12 protein-coding genes and 1 tRNA gene are annotated in these 18,427 nt (G+C 33.3%); 4 read left to right on the top strand and 9 right to left on the bottom strand.

Features of this window, described 5'->3' with window-relative positions:
* Positions 1 to 78: 78 nt before the first annotated feature.
* From L3X39_RS00795 to L3X39_RS00805, 3 genes are all read right to left on the bottom strand, one after another.
* Positions 79 to 160 (bottom strand) — tRNA-Tyr (locus L3X39_RS00795).
* 103 nt (positions 161 to 263) lie between these two features.
* A complete protein-coding gene (locus L3X39_RS00800; protein ID WP_237229470.1) occupies positions 264 to 2,969 on the bottom strand; it encodes a carboxypeptidase regulatory-like domain-containing protein in 2,706 nt (901 codons plus the stop codon).
* 48 nt (positions 2,970 to 3,017) lie between these two features.
* The gene (locus tag L3X39_RS00805; RefSeq protein ID WP_237229471.1) at positions 3,018 to 3,893 is read right to left on the bottom strand and encodes a GLPGLI family protein; all 876 of its coding nucleotides are present in this window, start codon (positions 3,891 to 3,893) and stop codon (positions 3,018 to 3,020) included.
* Between the two features lie 142 nt (positions 3,894 to 4,035).
* Between L3X39_RS00805 and L3X39_RS00810 the strand changes: the two genes are divergently transcribed.
* Both L3X39_RS00810 and L3X39_RS00815 read left to right on the top strand, forming a co-directional pair.
* A complete protein-coding gene (locus L3X39_RS00810) occupies positions 4,036 to 4,818 on the top strand; it encodes a hypothetical protein (RefSeq protein WP_237229472.1) in 783 nt (260 codons plus the stop codon).
* A 3-nt stretch (positions 4,819 to 4,821) separates the two neighbouring features.
* Positions 4,822 to 5,436 carry a deoxynucleoside kinase gene (locus tag L3X39_RS00815; protein ID WP_237229473.1) on the top strand — a complete coding sequence of 205 codons (615 nt, stop codon included), beginning with the start codon at positions 4,822 to 4,824 and terminating at the stop codon, positions 5,434 to 5,436.
* 5 nt (positions 5,437 to 5,441) lie between these two features.
* Here the strand turns inward: L3X39_RS00815 and L3X39_RS00820 are convergent, their stop codons facing one another.
* The 4 genes from L3X39_RS00820 to L3X39_RS00835 all read right to left on the bottom strand — a co-directional run bounded on the left by L3X39_RS00820 (position 5,442) and on the right by L3X39_RS00835 (position 11,417).
* A complete protein-coding gene (locus L3X39_RS00820; RefSeq protein WP_237229474.1) occupies positions 5,442 to 7,193 on the bottom strand; it encodes a chondroitinase-B domain-containing protein in 1,752 nt (583 codons plus the stop codon).
* A gap of 89 nt (positions 7,194 to 7,282) precedes the next feature.
* A complete protein-coding gene (locus tag L3X39_RS00825) occupies positions 7,283 to 8,281 on the bottom strand; it encodes an App1 family protein phosphatidate phosphatase (protein ID WP_237229475.1) in 999 nt (332 codons plus the stop codon).
* 83 nt (positions 8,282 to 8,364) lie between these two features.
* A complete protein-coding gene (locus L3X39_RS00830) occupies positions 8,365 to 10,752 on the bottom strand; it encodes a sodium-translocating pyrophosphatase (protein WP_237229476.1) in 2,388 nt (795 codons plus the stop codon).
* Positions 10,753 to 10,883: 131 nt separating this feature from the next.
* On the bottom strand, positions 10,884 to 11,417 hold the full coding sequence (locus tag L3X39_RS00835; protein WP_237229477.1) for an inorganic diphosphatase: 534 nt from the start codon (positions 11,415 to 11,417) through the stop codon (positions 10,884 to 10,886).
* A gap of 212 nt (positions 11,418 to 11,629) precedes the next feature.
* Here L3X39_RS00835 and L3X39_RS00840 point away from each other — a divergent pair, with 212 nt between their 5' ends.
* Positions 11,630 to 13,864 (top strand): M1 family metallopeptidase, encoded by a 2,235-nt coding sequence (locus L3X39_RS00840; protein ID WP_237229478.1) that lies wholly within the window; start codon positions 11,630 to 11,632, stop codon positions 13,862 to 13,864.
* Between the two features lie 109 nt (positions 13,865 to 13,973).
* Here the strand turns inward: L3X39_RS00840 and L3X39_RS00845 are convergent, their stop codons facing one another.
* Positions 13,974 to 16,481, bottom strand: a complete 2,508-nt coding sequence (locus L3X39_RS00845) for a DUF5686 and carboxypeptidase-like regulatory domain-containing protein (protein ID WP_237229479.1) — start codon at positions 16,479 to 16,481, stop codon at positions 13,974 to 13,976.
* Between the two features lie 63 nt (positions 16,482 to 16,544).
* A complete protein-coding gene (locus L3X39_RS00850; RefSeq protein ID WP_237229480.1) occupies positions 16,545 to 17,522 on the bottom strand; it encodes a pyruvate dehydrogenase complex E1 component subunit beta in 978 nt (325 codons plus the stop codon).
* A 157-nt stretch (positions 17,523 to 17,679) separates the two neighbouring features.
* Here L3X39_RS00850 and L3X39_RS00855 point away from each other — a divergent pair, with 157 nt between their 5' ends.
* On the top strand, positions 17,680 to 18,426 hold the full coding sequence (locus L3X39_RS00855; protein WP_237229481.1) for an electron transfer flavoprotein subunit beta/FixA family protein: 747 nt from the start codon (positions 17,680 to 17,682) through the stop codon (positions 18,424 to 18,426).
* Position 18,427 lies beyond the last annotated feature (1 nt).

The raw sequence follows: 18,427 nt of genomic DNA on the forward strand, positions 1-18,427 counted from the left end.
AGCCTTAACCGTTAAACTCAATTTTAAAACTTAATATTTAACCAAAAAAGTCTGCAAATGCAGACTTTTACTTTAATGTGGGGAGAGCAGGATTCGAACCTGCGAAGACGTAGTCAGCAGATTTACAGTCTGCCCTCGTTGGCCGCTTGAGTATCTCCCCAAAACCGACGGCAAATATATTATTGTTTATTAAAATAGCAAATAAAAATAAATAACTTCTCTCCACTCATTCCAATAAAATTATTGAAACACCTCAAGTGATATTACAATTCATACCTAAGTCTAAAAGTTAAAAATCTAGGTTGTATAAAATACTCGGTAGCACTTACAGAAAAGGCACTATTATTACTTTGCGCTGTTGATTTGGTGTCTAACAAGTTAGTTGCCTTTAGCTCATACTCAAACTTAGCATCTTTATCTTTTTTGTATGAAAGTGATGCATTCCAAAACTCAAAGCTATTAAGGGTACCCGCGTCGTTACTAAAGTTATTATATGAATAATCTGTTCTGAACGTAAATTTCTGCCAGATGTAAGCATCAAATTCAATAGACGGGGCTTTGGTATAAAACTTAGTTCTGCTTGTACCTTGGTCGTTATCCGCTATTGAGTAACGATATCCTATTTCTACGTTAGGTGCCGTTTTAAAATTGGTTCGTAACTCCGCATTGTACGTTTGCGTATAGTTCTCGTTTACCGAACGTTGATTTTGTATAAATTGATTGAATTTTGAATAGTTGAAATTTCCATTTAATGATGCCTGAAGCTTTCCGAAACGACGCTGAAAACGCCCTCTAGCTGAAACATTTTCGTCTGCAAAAGCAGAATTAAAAGGTGAACTAGTACGGATTACAGTTTCAAAATTACTTAAGTTCCTAATTTGGTCAATACTCTTAGAGTAGCTAACATTTGCGAACACGTTGGTGTAATTAAACATATTAAAACTAAAATACGACAGGTTTACATTGTGCGAAACCGCATTATCTAAAGCTTCATCACCAAAATAAAGCGAATTATAATTATTCAACACTAACCCCCTAGCTAAATTAGTAACGTCGGTAAATTGAGTTTGCATAGTATAACGCAACGAGATGTTTTCACTCTTTTTTAGTTGTATACGCATATCAAAATCTGGCAATAATCGAAAGAAATTATCTTTATATGTATCGCTAAATTGGGTGTTTTTTATACTATAAGCATGGGCAGAAACTCCAGGGTTGAAGGTGAAAATACCAGTTTTAAATTGATAGTGTAAGCCTAAATACAGGTCGCTAAAATTATAATCTGTATTATTAGTATCTAAACCATCATTAAATGTTGGTGTTGGGTTAAACACCGTACCATTGTCTAAAATTTGAAAAATTTCTGAATCGAATTGTTGTTTACTTAAAATAGTACCAAAAGTTAAATTGATATTGCTTTTTTGATTCAAAATATTCCAATAATCTAATTTGGCATCCAACTGATTTGATTTTACACGTTTATCCTGTGCGATATCATAAACCGATTGATTTCCGTCCAATCCTAAACCATCAGCAGTATTTTGGTAATTACTCTTATCTTCTAAAATAGCATTGTAAAAAGGGTCTTCGTCTTGCAGTAAGTGTTGCGCTTCAAAAGCAAAAATATTAGTATCGTTTAACGTATAGTAGTAGTTTACATTTTGGTTGATGCTATACGGACTTGTATTCTCCATTTGATCAATAGTTCCTAAAACTGAGGACAGAAAGTTTTGGTCTTGCGATTCTTTTGAAATTCTTCCCAAAATATCATAGTCTAATTGATTACTAGTATTTGGCTTATACTTAGCACTAAACTTTAGCATTCCCAAGTCACTTCGTTGGGTTGTGTTACTCTCGGTATCCTCATCAGGAATCCCTAAACTTTCATCAGTATATTGAATGGAGTTATTTTCTTGTAATTCGGTTTTGCTATTCGAAAAAATCGCAAATCCACTGATGTCTAAAGTCTTTTTAGGCGAATAACTAAAATTTGCAGCACCAAATTTGGTGTTGATGTCTTTGGCTCTATTATTTTGAAGCGACAAAAATCCAAGATTATTATTTCCTAAATTTAGGTTGGTACCACTACTTCTACTTGGGTTTCTAAATCCGCCCGAAAAATTAAAATAATCACGTCGCGTAAAAGCTACTTCGCCCGTATTATTTAAATCGCCAATAAGGTTTATACTATATTTAGGACTATAATAAAACAATTTCGGTTGTACCAAATACAATCCATTATTGTCTGAAGCGCCTCCACCCACTGTTACATTTCCAAACCAGAAATTTTCTTTTCCTTCTTTTAACTTTATGTTAATGGCAATATTATCTTGATTGTTTGTAACACCACTTAACTGACCCACTTCGGCAAAGTTTTTTAATACTTGAACCTTATCAACCGCGTTTGCAGGTATGTTTTCTGTAGCTAATTTTGAATCACCATCAAAAAAATCTTTTCCATCAACCATCACTTTTGAGACCACTTTACCTTCCACCTCAATTTGTCCGTCGTCATTTATTTCAACTCCTGGTAAATTTTTAAGTACATCTCCTAATTTTCGTTCTGTCCCCTTATTAAATGAATCGGCATTATAAACTATGGTATCGCCTTTTATAGTTACAGGCATTTCGTAAACTAACTCAATTTCATCTAAAGCATTATCATACTCTAACGTAAAATCTTTTGTAATATCCGCATCAATAGTTTTCACTTCTTCTTGAGCAGTTTTCATTCCTATATAACTAACTTGAAGCTTGTAAGATGTATTTTTTTCTACTGAAAGTTTATAAAGTCCATCAGCATTTGTAATACCATAGGAATCTAGTTTTTGAGTTTCTTGATTTATGGCGATTACGTTGGCTAATTCTAAAGGATTGCCAATACTATCTTTAACAACGCCTTCTATTTTTACTTGTGCAAAAGTTAAATTGGTTACTAAAAATAGCACTAAAAAATATAGTTTATTCACAGGTATACGTTTTGGTTTGATTAGTTTTTTTAATGATGAAAAGTGTATTTATCTAGGTCTTCCGCCTCCACGACCACCTCTGCCTCTAAACATTTCGCGCATTTCTTCCATTTTCTTTTTTACAGTTTCATCATACTCTTTTTGGGTAATTTCTTTTCCTTTTGATGGCATTTTAATAGATTCTTTTTCTGAAGGATTTAATACTATTTTTGAACATAAAATGGTCGTTCTGTCCGCACTAACTTCTAAAATTAAACCAGGTAATCCCCAATAAGTATCAGGCCCTTGACTTACTGGTATTTGTGGCGTATACCAAGCAGTTACTAATATTTCTCTAGGCTTTTCTTCTTCTTCTTCAGCTTCCTTGGCATTAGTTTGAGTGGAGTCTTTAGGTTTATCATTTTCTGGTCGTCTACCAAAACTTGCAAAATCAAATCCATCTAATCTTTTAATAGCTGTTGCCTTAAAACAAGTGTATTGACCAATTATTTTAGTTTCTGTACCCAGTTCCCAATTTAATTTTTGTAAACTGTCTTTTACTAAAAATTGCTTTCCAAAAAACTCTTGTTCTTGAAGTATTTGTTGATTCTTTACATTTTTATATTGAGGTCCGCCAGAGGCGCTCATCATCCCAAATCTCATACCTCCTCCTTGACCTGGCGCTTCTAATTTTTCTTCTTCTTTGTATAAAGATTCTGATTGCGTAAAGGTTAAAATATAGGTTTTCTCGAGCATGCTTTTCATACGTTCGGCAATTTCCTTTTTACGCTCCTCACTCATTTGGCCACCACCAAAATTACTCATATCGACGGTGGTTTTTGTTTGATAGTAGGCTTTTCCTTGAAAATCCTTTTGTGCAAAAGAAAAAGCAGAAATAAAAAGTGTGAAGCAGGTAATACTTAGGTTAGTTAAATGACGTTTCATAAGATATGTCTTTTTGAATAGTACGTAAAAGTATATTTTTTATACCATCTGTTAGACTTACAAAAATCCATTAAGTTTAATTATTAATTGTTAAATAAATCATAATATAAAGTGGTTTGATTTTTGTATTTTTCAAGCTACAATGAAATACACTTTAAATTTTCTTTTTATTCTTTCAACGCTCTTTTTTAATGCACAAGAAAGTATTGAGGCATCTTTTATTAATCAAACCACATTAAATGCTGACATAATAATAGATATAGATAATTTTGAAACTACATACTTTGTAAACAACAATGTCTTTTATAAAAAAACGAATGCTAAAACTATAACCTATAATAATATTCAATTGGGGAATATTACCTCAGTAAACGCATTCAATCCCTTAAAAATAAATCTATTTTATAAAGATTTTAATACAATAATTATACTAGATAACAGACTTGCAGAAATATTTAAAATCGATTTTAATGGTCTAGTGCCCTATAAGAACGTTTCGCATATTTCTACAGGTTATGATAATACGTTATGGTTATTTAATCAGGATTTACAAAAACTAGAACTTTTTGATTATAAAACTAAAACTACCAGAGCTCAAACGGTGCCTGTGCAAAGTGCAATATTAGATTTAAAAAGTAATTATAATTATTGCTGGTTACTTACGGAAAACAACCTTTATGTATACAATTATTTTGGAAGTTTAGTGAAGAAAATAAAAAATGAAGGTTACACAGCTTTAGCCGAAAGCAATGAAAATATCATTTTAAAAAAGGATAATTCTCTATTTTATTTAAAAAAAGATAGTGATGTTCCTCATCCAATTAAAATACCAAATTTGTTGATAAATCAGTTTTTTGTAACCAATGAAACCTTGTATATTTACAACAATGAAATCTTGCAACAATTCCAATTAAAAATCAACTAAATCATGCACATTGCTATTGCCGGAAACATTGGCGCTGGAAAAACAACGCTTACCAAATTACTAGCAAAACATTACAAATGGGAAGCGCAACTTGAGGATGTTGTAGACAATCCGTATTTAGACGATTTTTATAATCAAATGGAACGTTGGAGCTTTAATCTACAGGTTTACTTTTTAAATAGTAGATTTCGGCAAGTTCTTCAAATTCATCAAAGCGGTAAAGACATTATTCAAGATAGGACCATTTATGAGGATGCGCATATTTTTGCTCCGAATTTACACGCCATGGGTTTGATGACTAATCGTGATTTTGAAAATTACAAATCGCTTTTCGATTTAATGGAGTCGTTGGTAAAAGGTCCGGATATGCTTATTTATTTACGCAGTACCATTCCTAATTTAGTATCCCAAATTCACAAACGTGGTCGCGACTACGAAAACTCTATAAGCATCGATTATTTAAGCCGTTTGAATGAACGCTATGAAGCATGGATTCATGGTTACGACAAAGGAAAATTACTTGTTATAGATGTAGATAAACTAGATTTTGTTGATAATCCAGAAGATTTAGGTCATATAATAAATACTATTGATGCAGAGATAAACGGGCTGTTTTAAACCAACTATTCTACAACAAACTTACTCCTAAAATTATTTGCTTTAAGGATGTATATTCCTTTTGATAAATTACTTATGTTAATTGTTTCAATATTAGAATTACTTGCTTTTTTCAGAAGTAATTTACCCGCAAGATCAAATATTTCTATAGTTTCTAATATGTTGTTTGATAAAAACACCGTTACCTGATTTTTTGTAGGTACGGGATAAATTTTAAAAACAGCCTTTTCATAGACTTTTTCATTATTAGATAAAGTCCCCGATGCGCCAAAACCTACTACAATGCCTACATCCGATTGTTTGTAAGGTTCTCTAGTTCCTCCAGCACCATATTCTTCGGCACCAGCATCAAACGCTACTTCTCTAATACCACCAAGAATGTCTTCGGTTAAAAACGAATATGTTCCAGCTCCATAATCTATAGCTGCGCTTCCAACAGGCACTGTGTAAAAATCAGTTCCTGAAACTAACAACCCAGAAGTTACATTTATATTACCTGTAGCTGACACGGAACCAAAAGAATCAAAAGTACCATTTTGCTTAATGTTATTCTCATACTTAGACGAAGCTCCAATAAGCTGTGTGGTTACTTGTATAGCTCTATTGGTGCTTTCATATATGATATTGTTGCCAATTATTACATCTTGAGGTGGCTGATTTTGAGTACCAGCACTAAATGTAGCCCCAACTCTAATCCCTAAATCGCAATCTACAAAGGTGTTATTTACAATAGTCGCATTTTTTACCTGATAATATCCATTTAGTGGGCTATTTAAAATTCCATTGTGAATATTAATCCCAGCAAGACCGTTAGTATTCGTGTTATTAGGATATTTAGCCCTGGTACCTTGCACATAATTATTGTAGATTTTATGGTTTTCGCCCATCATACGAATACCTCCACTAAATGACTGACCATTTGCCAAAAAGAAGTTATTAAAAACCTCACAGTTATCACCATGCCTCAAAGTTAATGCTCCTGAATAATTTTCGAATGTATTATTGTAATATTTATTGCTCCCACTTTTGTTAGAAATCACTTCAATTTCACCAACAAAATTGTAAAAATAATTATCATAAATTTCAGTAAATGAATCTGATAATGATGTTGAACTACTCCCAATTCTAATAGCATCTTGGTCGTTATCATCATTAACTACAGAAGTACCCTGTGGTGTTCTATTTGCAAAATAATTATGGTGTATTTTATGATAATTAGGGTCAGACGAGTCTCTATTATCATTAATGATACTGCCTACACCATGCTTTCCCAGGAAAGAAGAATAGCTTACTTCGTTATTAGCCCCACGCAACAAAATCCATTTAAAAACACTGGTTTGCTGAGAGGCTCCTTGATTAAAAGCGTCTATCTTTATATTTGTAACCTTACAATTGTTACATAGAGAACTGCTAGAAGTTCTGAAGTCTATTAATGCAGTACCAGTACTTACTGTAGCAGGGGGATTTCTAAATACAACACCTTCGAAATATATGTAGCTTCCTCCCAGTTTTACATTGGTAACACCCTCAAAAAAGACACTCCCAGGAGTTTCAGCCTTAATCGTGATTGGGTTTTCTAAAGTTCCTGTTTTGTTAATACTTATTTGAATATTAGTCCATGTTTGATTTTGTAATACAATTGTAGTGCCAGCAGTAGCCGCATTTATAGCATTTTGAAGTTCGGTGTTATTGCTAACAACTTGAGAGTTGACATTAATTACAATAAACAATACTATTAAAAATAAATAATTTTTCATGACTTATGTTTTTTTTGGTTAACCAAATTGGTTAACCAATTCAAATATAGGAAGTTTTGGAATACAATTGTATTATTTAACTAAAAATTTTAAATAATATATCCATACTTTTTTGCATGCTCGATGGCTTGATTACTATTTTCCACCATCAATACAGGAGTTTGTTTATAATCTTCAAATAAACTCCTAACTCGGAGCATCTTTTTTTTGTGCTTAACACTCCTTAAATATATGGCCAAAACTTGAGTGGGATACTCTCTCGCAATTTCAATGTAAATGTCAGCATCGTACTCCCCACTATCACCAATTAATATAAATTTTAAATCTGGGTAAGTTTTTAAAATATTTAAAATTTCTTTTTGCTTTTGTGGCTTATCGCCTTGAGGTTTCTTTTTAAAAATATCTTTAAAGCTTCGTAATAAAATAGGTCCCTTAGGAAAATTATGCTGTTTAAGAAAAAATTCAAGATAGCGATATAAATTCCATGGGCTATGACTTACATAAAAAATTGGATTAGCATTATTACCTGATTGCCCTCTATGTAGTTTATGATAAAACTCTGCTGCCCCCTCCAAAGGTATCCTACTTGCAGCATTCTTAAATATACTATTGATTAAAACTTTCCATTTTAAAGTAGAAACAACGCCTGTATGAAGAATTGTATCATCAATATCACTAATAACCCCGTAATCTGCTTGTAAAGAAGGAACTAATAATTCACCAGGAAATCGGTTGGCATTTTGAATATTACGCTTAATATTTACATCATTATAAGACACTTCATAGCTGAGCCAGTCTTCATTATTAGTAAGGGCGTCTAAACCATTAACTTTCTCATCTATTTTAAAATAACCATGGTTATCAGTAGATGTTTTTAAAATAGCTCCGTTGGGCAAGGTTACTTTTAAAGGTGTGTTTTTTATTTCATCGGTTTCAAAACGTTTCCATGAATTTAAAAATAATGCAAACAAGCCTTTCTGCTCCAAATTAATGCTTTCGTCTTCAATAGCTCTTCCTCTTAAATACAAATGATTTGAAGTCCCATAAGTTTGAAAGGCAATTATTTGAAGCGCGTCTTTTTTAAACATTGAATGCTTTTAAAGTTGAATAAAAATACAAAAAAAACCACGCTTAAAAACGTGGTTTTTTTAAATTATAAAAATGCATTTATTTAATTCGTCATTTCTTCTTTTACAACCTTTTTTACTCTTATGTTGACATCCTCTGCATCACCTTTAAAAGCTTCAATTTTTGTCTTTACTTCCTCTTCTGTTCCTTCAAAAGTTTGATAATCGGTTGATTTTTCACCGTTTTTTGTAGTGACTGTTGTAACTACTGCTTTAACGGTTCCGTCTTCATTCTTATTCATTTCAACTTTAACTTCTTTTGAAATTTCAGTCAACTCATTAGATTTAGAAGAATTATATGCAGCAATATCTTCTGAAGATAAAGCAATACTAGGCGCAATAACTAAGGCTACTACAGACATTAGTTTTAATAAAATATTTAATGAAGGTCCTGAAGTATCTTTAAAAGGATCTCCAACAGTATCTCCTACAACAGCAGCTTTGTGTGCCTCAGTTCCTTTTTTACCTTGTTCTTCAATAGTTTTTTTAGCATTATCCCATGCACCACCTGCATTTGATTGGAAAATTGCCATAAGTACACCACAAGTTGTTACCCCAGCTAACAAACCTCCTAACATTTCAGCTCCACCAATAAAACCAACAGCTACAGGAACAGCAATAGCTAACAGTCCTGGTAAAACCATTTCTTTAATGGAGGCTTTTGTTGAAATATCAACACACTTTCCGTATTCAGCATAACCATCAGCGGCGTCAAAAATGGCTCTATCTTCTTTTGATGCTTTGCTCATATCAGAATCATACTTACGCATCACCTCTAAGGCAGCTTTTAACTGAGGAATATCTTTAAATTGGCGACGTACCTCTTCAATCATAGCCATAGCAGCACGACCAACCGCATTCATTGATAAAGCAGAAAATACAAATGGCAACATACCACCTACAAGTAAGCCTGCCATAATATCTGGTTGAGATACATCAATTGCAGTTACACCAGCGGTTTTCATAAAAGCAGCAAATAATGCTAAAGCCGTTAATGCAGCAGAAGCAATCGCAAATCCTTTACCAATCGCAGCAGTTGTATTTCCAACAGCATCTAATTTATCAGTACGTTCTCTAACCTCGCTTGGTAATTCTGCCATTTCAGCTATACCACCAGCGTTATCAGAAATTGGTCCATAAGCATCAACTGCTAATTGAATTCCTGTATTTGCTAACATACCAACTGCGGCAATAGCAATACCGTATAATCCGGCAAAATGATGTGATACTAAAATTGCCGCAGCAATTAAAAGAATAGGAATCATTGTAGACATCATTCCAATGCCTAAACCTGCAATTATATTTGTAGCTGCCCCAGTTTCTGATTGTCTTACAATAGAATTTACAGGTCCTTTTCCTGTACCTGTATAATATTCGGTTACTTTTCCAACAGCCAAACCAGCTACTAAACCAGCAATAGTTGCCCAAAAAACTCCCATAGCACCAAACGGTAACCCTTCAACAGATTCAGGTAATAAAGCATTAATAATAAAGTAAGATGCAACAACCATTAAACCTGCAGAACCAAACTCACCAATATTTAATGCTGTTTGTGGGTTTCCACCATCTTTAACTCTTACAAAGAATGTTCCTATTATAGACATTATAATTCCAACAGCAGCTAATACTAAAGGTAAGTATACCGCTCCTAGTCCATTAAAATCTGGCGTTAAAATAAAAGCTCCTAATACCATGGTTCCGATTATTGACCCAACATAAGACTCAAATAAATCGGCCCCCATACCAGCAACATCTCCTACGTTATCACCAACGTTATCTGCGATAGTAGCAGGGTTTAACGGGTGATCTTCTGGAATACCAGCTTCAACTTTTCCTACTAAATCTGCACCAACATCGGCAGCCTTTGTATAAATTCCACCTCCAACACGTGCAAATAGAGCAATGGAAGATGCTCCTAAAGAAAATCCTGAAAGCACGTTAAGAACTTCGTTAAGTCCCCAACCCATTTCGCTATAAATAGCAAATAAACCACTCAATCCTAAAACACCGAGTCCTACAACTCCAAGTCCCATTACGGCACCTCCAGCAAAAGCGACTTCTAAAGCTTTCCCTAAAGAAGTTCTTGCAGCACTGGTTGTTCTTACATTAGCCTTAGTAGCAACCTTCATACCTATAAAACCAGCTAATGCTGAACAGATGGCTCCAACTATAAATGATACCGCTACCATTCCGTTTGACCCGTCTTCTGCATTACCTTTAAAGTACAATAAGATAGCAACTGCAACCACAAAAACTGATAAAATTTTGTATTCTGCTTTTAGGAAAGACATAGCTCCATCAGCAATATTTTTGGCGATTTTTATCATTTTTTCAGTCCCTTGGTCTTGCTTAGAAACCCATGCGCTTTTTATAAAAACAAATAAAAGTGCTAATACACCAAAAAGTGGTAAAAATTTTATTACTAATTCCATATTAAGTTAGTTAGTTTTAAATTAATTATTTTTTTAACGGGGGTAAAAATAGAGAAATATAAGTGATAAAAAAAACCACCTTTAATTAAAGATGGTTCATTTTTTTGTCTTTTTTTTATTGATCTAATAATTTATATGGTAAATGTTCGTTTTTTCTTGTGTTCACTTTCTTCGTAACGTGTCACACATTCATGATAAATTTTGATGGCTTCTTCAGCATTTCCCCATCCTCCAACATCAACTTTTTTCTTTTCTAAATCTTTATATACTTGGAAAAAGTGTTCAATTTCTTTTAACCTGTGTGGGTTCAAATCTGAAATATCGCTTCTTTTACTCCAAACTGGATCCGAAACTGGTACGCAAATAATTTTTTCATCAGGTCCTTTTTCATCAGTCATATGAAATACACCAATAGGTCTTACTTCCATAACCACCATTGGATAGGAAGGCTCTGTTGATAACACCAAAATATCCAAAGGATCTTGATCTAATGCTAAAGTTTCTGGTACAAACCCATAGTCTCCTGGATACATCATTGACGAAAATAATGTTCTATCAAATCGAATTTTATTTAAAGTAAAATCGTACTCGTATTTATTTCTACTCCCTTTGGGTATTTCAATAAGTACATCAAACGATACTTTTTTAGTCTTTTTATCACTCATTTTTAATTATTTTATATTATACTTTTTTGTATAAAATCATCCTTAATTGCAGTTTGCAAATGTACTGAACACTTATCCTTAAAGCAATAAAATCGCAATGTTTTATATGATATATTATGCATTAATCTTACGACATGGCAAACCATGAATTTAACATATACCGCATTAAATATTTATTATCTTGCACGAGACTAAAACAAATAATTAAAAAAATGACACGAGTAGTTCTTTTAGCTTTTCTTACAGTTTTTTCCTTTTCAATTACAAACGCTCAAACACAACCATGGCAAGGTAAGTTTGAACCTATTGACAACATGATTTCGCCACCAAACACTTACCGTTCTGCCAGTGGTGCTCCGGGTAAAAATTATTGGCAGCAAAGAGCTAATTACAAAATTAAAGCTACTCTTGACGAAAAAAATAATACCATTTCTGGAGAAGAGACCATTACGTATTTTAATAATTCGCCGGATGATTTAAGTTATGTATGGATACAGCTTGAGCAAAATGTTAACAAAAAAGGGAATGAAGATTTTGGTGCTATAAATAATAACGTGAAGGATTCTATGACGACGAGACAAATGCAGTTTTTAACGCGAGCCATTAACTTTCCTGCTGGATATACTATTAAATATGTAAAAGATGGTAGCAATAATGATTTAAGAACTTTAGTTAACAACACCATGATGAAAGTAAAGCTGAATTCGACATTAAAATCTGGTGAATCTACAAATATTTCTATATCATGGTCTTACCCAATTACAGACCGTAGCATGTATCTATTATCACGTGAAGGTTACGAATATTTTCCTGAAGATGATAATACCGTTTACCTTATTGCACACTGGTTTCCTAGAATGGCTGTTTATAATGATACTGAAGGTTGGCAAAATCAGCAATTTCAAAAATTAGGAGAATTTGCATTAGAATTTGGGGATTACGAGGTAGAAATAACTGTACCAGAAGATCACGTTGTTGCATCAACAGGATCACTTCAAAATACTGAATCTGTATTAACTAAAATACAACGCAAACGATTAGAAGATGCTAAAAATTCATTCGATAAACCCGTAATGATTATTACAAAAGAAGAAGCGGAAGCCAACGAAAAACAGAAAGCAATAAAACAAAAAACTTGGAAATTTAATGCAAACAACGTTCGAGATTTTGCTTTTGCATCGTCACGAAAATTTATATGGGATGCCCAAGCTGTAAAGCTGCCAACCAACACAGTTATGGCCATGTCTTTTTATCCAAAAGAAGGTTTACCCGTATGGCAAGAAGAGTCAACTAAAGCCATTATGCATGCTTTAGAGGTGTATTCAGAGGCAACTTTTGATTATCCGTACCCTGTTTGTATTTCAGTAAACACCTCTAATATAGGTATGGAATTCCCGATGATTAGCTTTAATGGTGGGCGTCCGAAAAATGGTAAAATAAGTGATGGTGCCAAAGCAAGTATGGTTGGAACCATTATTCATGAAGTTGGACATAATTGGTTCCCGATGATTGTAAGTTCAGACGAACGCAAATGGATGTGGATGGACGAAGGCTTAAACACCTTTTTGCATCAACGAACCGTTGCTGAACGATACCCCGATTTTAATAGTGTAACGCCAAAAAGTATTGTGCCGTTTATGAGTGGTGATAAAAATATTTTGCGTCCTATTATGACCACTTCTGACAACGAATTGATGAGCCAGTTTGGAGCTAATTTTTACTTAAAACCTACAGTAGGTTTGCAAATGCTAAGAAACTCCATTATTGGCAAAGAGCTTTTTGATGAAGCCTTTAAAGAATATGCAAACCGTTGGAAATATAAACACCCTAATCCCGCAGATTTGTTTAGAACTTTGGAGGATGCTACCGCAACCGATTTAGATTGGTTTTATAGAGGTTGGTTTTTTACTACCGACCATGTAGATATGGAACTTAGTAATGTAAAATGGTTTAAAGTTTTTGAAGAAAACACCAATATTGAAGACCAAACCAAATCATCAAAAATAAAAATTCAAGCAGATGGCAAAAGTGCAAGTGCTGAAGCCAAAGATTTTTCAAATGGTCCCGAAGTGATTACAATGACTTCAACTCCTGATAATGCTTATGGTCAGTTTTTATCCCGACTTGATGAGACTGAAGTACGCAAACAGTTATCTGGAAAAAACATCTATGAAATTACTGTTAAAAACGTAGGTGGTTTAGTTATGCCAGTAACTATTGAATGGGTATTTACAGATGGCACTTCAGAGATTGACACTTTGCCGGCAACCGTTTGGAGACGTAACGAATATGAAATACAACAAACATTTATAAAAGAGAAGGAAGTTAGCAAGGTAAATTTAGACCCTAACTTTGAATTTGCCGATACCAATATGGGAAATAACGTTTTTCCAAAAATGGATACTAAAAGTGAGTTTGATAGTTTTAAGGATAAGAAAAATAATTAATATGTTTTACTTTAAGAATACGAAAAATACTTAGTGCCTTTAAATAAGCTAAGCATCACCTTGATAAGAATTTTAAAAATTTCCTTATAATTAAATTTAAATGAAACTATTAAAAATAAAACCCAAAAGAGCCAGTAATACCAAATTTTCTGGCTTCGGGATATAATACTTTATCCTTATAATTTCCTCTAAAGTTAAAATCTATTCTAAACACTTTAAAGATATTACCAACACCAAAACTGTATTCGTAATAGGGTTCTTTGTTCGGGGCTTTTAATTGAAGATTATTAGGATTACTCGGCACATTGCTAAGAGCCCTATTTTCGTCTGAAATATTCCCCATAACACCTCTTACACTTACAATTTCACGTAGATTTAGCTTTCGTAAAAAAGGTATTCTTGAAAAGAAGCGACCATTAAAATTATGCTCAAAATGAAACGAAGCATATTCGTCAGATACGAATTCGTAAAAGTCTAACTGAGAGAAGGTATTATATATTGAAAAATACGATTGGTTACCTGGAATAACACTAAGTAAGCCCAGTGGTACCTCACCAAAAGTTTTACCAGTTTCAATGGTCGTATTCAGTCTTCCAAAACCTCCCATTTGCCATGGCTGTGTATATGAAAACTGAACCTTAGTATAGTCAAAATCGCTATTAAAAATGCTTTTATCGCCCACACTTACTTTTGCAAAAAGTCGAGCAAAGTAATCGTTGGCTATTTTTCGTTCAACACCAAAACCAGTCATTTTTCTTTTTGGAAAATAAGACACCGATAAAGAACTTTCAAACTGCTTAATTTCAGATTCTACTCCTGTTGGAGTGTTATAATCTAAGCTAAAAGTAGGAGACGCCGACTCTAACGTTCTATAATCACCTCCAAGTCTAAATATAACATTTCGCAAAGGCTCTATCTCCAGTGCTAAACTCGTTAAATTAATAGATGTTAATTTATCATTAGCACTAGTACCAACCACCGATGAGGAAGCTAAACTTCTTCCCAAAACATCGGTTGAAGTGGTTAAACTTGCTCCTATTTGTTCTACGTCGCGCCTATTCCCTCCAGAAATTATTAAGCGGCTCTTTTTATCGATTAACCATTTACCTGAAATACCGTATTTAAATTTATCATCTCTAAATCCGTATGCCAAAAACCCTTCTAAACGCCATAAATCATTTCTACCAAAATAAGTACGTCCACCTGTACGCAAACGAAGTCCTTCAACTTCATTAAATCCAAAAGTTGAAAATATAGGACCATAATCTAACGGCAGTGTATTAAACTCAATATATCCTGATGCTAAAATGCTTCCTAAATTATAGAGTCGTTTGAATTTTTTAACCGTTTTAAGAGTGTCTAACATTTTATAAACCCCTTGCTCATCCTTATTTAAGGCTTCAAATCTGTTTTCTTCCCAAAATATATCATCTCTATTATAAACATCTACATTATAATTATTAACCTCAGTTTCGTAGAATTTTTTATCCTTTTCTATATCAAACTTATAATTATTATAAAGTGTAGTTCTTTTACCATAAATACCTCTAGATTTTTCTTTTTTATTAAAAGCAAAATCGCTCATCATGTAGTCACGTTTTACAAGAAAAAGTGAATCGTTCAAAACTTCAAATTCTTGCTCTATGTATATTTCCTTTACCCAATTTATGTTTGCACTTTTTGATGCTTGTAATTTAATTTCTTTGATGGCATATGTTGTATCAGCCACCCAAAAATCGCCTTTAAAAGTAAGTTCGTTTTTACGTCGAGGATAGTAAATAATATTATAACACCACTTATTATCTATAAAAGCACTGTCTTTTAAAACATAGTTATAGGTGCTAATACCAGTTCTTGAAAGCGGACTTACAAAGCTTTTATCGAAAAATTTTAAATAGTTGTCGTAAACATTAAAATCGGAATACAAATCGTCAACAAAATCAATAATAACTTGGTTATCGCTAAATCCAGAGTTTTTATTTCCTTTTAATTCTTCCTTTTCTTTATTAATGAGGTTGTCACCATACACTTTAGAAATAGCTTCATTAATAAACATAGGCAAATAGGTTTTACCTGTTACACGTGAGGTATCAACTTGATTAAAAACAAACTCCATACCTCTAAAAAGTTTACTTTTAATAAGTGCGCTATCAATGGTATTTATATCAAACTCTACTTTTTCGTACTTGTCGTATTCGTATTGTTTGAATTGTTTTAAACCGTTACTACGTTTGTTTTCCCATATTTTTCGAAGTAAATCTATGGCAGGGTTATTCTTTTTTGACTGCTTTCCTGAAACAATAAAAACTTGATCTAATTGATCTGCCTCTTCCTTTAAAACGAATTTTAAGTTATAATTTACTTTTTTATCTAATGGAATAATTAAAGTTTCATAACCAATAAATGAAACTGTTAGCGCCTCCCAAGTTTCGTCAGACTCTAAGTAAAACCTTCCGTTTTCATCGGTAATTGTACCTTGGGTTGAGCCTTTGAAAATAATGTTTGCAAAAGAAACCGGTTCATTAAATTCATCAAATACATAACCACTAACTTTGGTTTGAGAAAATGAGGAAAAAATTCCAAGGAAGAAAAGGGCAAAGAGGAGTTTTACATTCATAATACAAAAAAACTTCATCAACAATCATGCTAATGAAGTTTATATAACGTAAAAAATTATAATTTATTTATACAATACTTTTTTTACAGCCTTAATAACATCATCACTATTTGGCAACCATTCTTCCAATAAAACTGGAGAATATGGAGCTGGTGTATCGGCTGTATTAATTTTTACAATAGGGGCGTCTAAATAATCAAACGCTTCGCTTTGTACTAAGTAAGTAATTTCGGTTGCCACATTACCAAATGGCCATGCTTCCTCTAGAACTACTAAACGATTTGTCTTTTTAACAGATCCAATAATTGCTTTTCTGTCCATTGGACGAACCGTACGTAAATCAATAATTTCACAAGAAATACCTTCTTTTTCAAGTTCGTCTGCTGCTTTGTAAGCTTCTTTAATTATTTTTCCAAAAGAAACAATAGTAACATCGGTTCCTTCACGTTTAATATCGGCAACTCCTAAAGGCAATATATATTCGCCTTCTGGCACTTCACCCTTATCACCATACATCTGCTCACTTTCCATAAAAATAACAGGATCGTTATCTCGAATAGCTGCTTTTAGTAAACCTTTAGCATCATATGGGTTTGAAGGTACTACCACTTTTAAACCTGGAGTGTTTGCAAACCAGTTTTCGAAAGCTTGTGAATGTGTCGCACCTAATTGTCCTGCAGACGCTGTTGGTCCACGAAAAACAATAGGACAGTTAAATTGCCCACCAGACATCTGTCTGATTTTTGCCGCATTGTTTATTATTTGATCTATTCCAACTAAAGAGAAGTTAAAGGTCATATATTCAACAATTGGTCTATTTCCAGTCATGGTTGAACCGATTGCTATTCCCGCAAATCCAAGTTCTGCAATTGGAGTGTCAATAACACGCTTTGGTCCAAACTCATCTAACATACCTTTTGATGCTTTGTATGCACCATTATACTCGGCTACTTCTTCACCCATTAAATAAATGCTTTCATCTCTGCGCATTTCCTCACTCATTGCTTCGCAAATAGCTTCTCTAAATTGAATTGTCTTCATTAAGGTTCTTTTAATATCAAGTAGCAAAAATAACAATAAATGACGTACTTATTCAAAAGATTTTTTTAAATTTTATTATGCGTGCATAGTATTTTTCAAAATAAAATAATTAACTTCGTAGCCACGAAAAAAATCAGACATTTTTAATACATAAATTATGAAAATATTAGTGTGTATAAGTCATGTACCAGACACTACATCAAAAATTAATTTTACCGATGGTAATACCAAATTTGACACTAACGGTGTGCAATTTGTAATTAACCCAAACGATGAATTTGGATTAACCAGAGCTATGTGGTTTAAAGAAAAGCAAGGTGCTAATGTAACCGTTGTAAATGTTGGCGGACCAGAAACAGAGCCTACGCTTCGTAAAGCACTAGCTATTGGTGCGGATGCGGCAATAAGAGTAAACACTGTAGCTACTGATGGTTTTTCGGTAGCAAAACAATTAGCCAATGTTGCAAAAGATGGTGGTTACGATTTGATAATTGCTGGTCGTGAGTCCATTGATTATAATGGTGGAATGGTTCCAGGAATGATTGCAGGATTAACAGAAGCTAACTTTGTAAATAATTGTATAAGCCTTGAAATCGATGGCACTTCTGCAAAAGCGGTAAGAGAAATTGATGGTGGAAAGGAAACTGTTTCAACATCATTACCATTAGTGATTGGTGGACAAAAAGGATTGGTTGAAGAAAGTGACTTACGTATTCCAAATATGCGAGGTATTATGATGGCGCGTCAAAAACCGTTATCTGTTGTTGAACCGATTGAAGCAAGCCCTGAAACAACATCTGTTTCTTTTGAAAAACCTGCTCCTAAAGGTGCGGTTACATTGGTGTCACCAGATAATTTAGATGAATTAGTAAACTTGCTTCATAACGAAGCTAAAGTGATTTAAA

The organism is Flaviramulus multivorans, assembly GCF_021728415.1.
In the GTDB taxonomy this organism is placed as follows: domain Bacteria; phylum Bacteroidota; class Bacteroidia; order Flavobacteriales; family Flavobacteriaceae; genus Sabulilitoribacter; species Sabulilitoribacter multivorans.